Source organism: Neglectibacter sp. X4 (assembly GCF_009917365.1).
Taxonomy (GTDB): domain Bacteria; phylum Bacillota; class Clostridia; order Oscillospirales; family Acutalibacteraceae; genus Acutalibacter.
The window spans coordinates 1-933 of sequence record NZ_QWLE01000187.1; the positions used below are offsets into that span (position 1 = coordinate 1).

Annotated in this window: 1 pseudogene; it reads left to right on the top strand. The window is 41.7% G+C overall.

The features are described 5' to 3' along the window. Positions 1–266: 266 nt before the first annotated feature. Positions 267–933: pseudogene (locus tag D1841_RS17580) on the top strand (helix-turn-helix domain-containing protein); the annotation flags it as partial.

Consider the following 933-nt stretch of genomic DNA (forward strand, 5'->3'; position numbering starts at 1 on the left):
ATAGAACGACTATTTTTTAATAGCTTTTTAATTTTTCACCGGGGCAGGTGGTCACGGCACCTTCCGGTTGTCTTGTTAAGTATATTATAACAAACATCAAGGAAATGTCAACATGACCAAAGATTTTTAACTACAAATTCTGCTCCAAAAGTGATAATGTCTTAAGAAAGCGCAAGAGAAAATGTCCCAAAAGGATTCCTAAAAAACACATATCATAGTAAACTATCTCTTCGGAGGTGGTTTTTATCAGAAAGGTTGAACTTAGAATGAAAGAACAGAAAAAGTACGAAGTGATTAAAAAGCTAAAAGAAACAAACGGAAACAAGAAAAGAGCTGCCGTCGAGCTAGGCTGTACCGTCCGCCACGTAAACCGAATGCTCAAAGGTTATGAGACGCAGGGAAAAGAATTCTTTTCCCACGGAAACAAAGGCAGAAGACCTGCATCTGCTCTCTCTGAGGAGTTAAAAGAGTCTATCCTGCTTCTCTACCAGAACAAATACTATGATTCGAACCTTACGCATTTCACAGAAAAATTGGCTGAGAATGAAGATATCCGGGTCTCAGAGGGAACCGTCAGAAATCTGCTTTACTCTCATGACATTCTCTCTCCCCTTGCATGGAAACGGACTCGCAGGAAACTCAAAGACAAGCTAAAAACCCAAAAGGATACTGCAACATCAAAGACAGAAAAAGAAAGCCTTCAGACTGCAATCGTTGACCTGGAAGATGCACATCCTACCAGAGCCAGATGTTCCTATGCCGGTGAGATGATTCAAATGGATGCGTCTGTACATCTTTGGTTTGGCGAAAACAAAAGCCATCTGCATGCCGCCATTGACGATGCCACGGGAACCCTTGTCGGCGCATATTTTGACAGCCAGGAAACCTTACATGGATACTACCAGGTCTTCCGCCAAATTCTTGAAAATTATG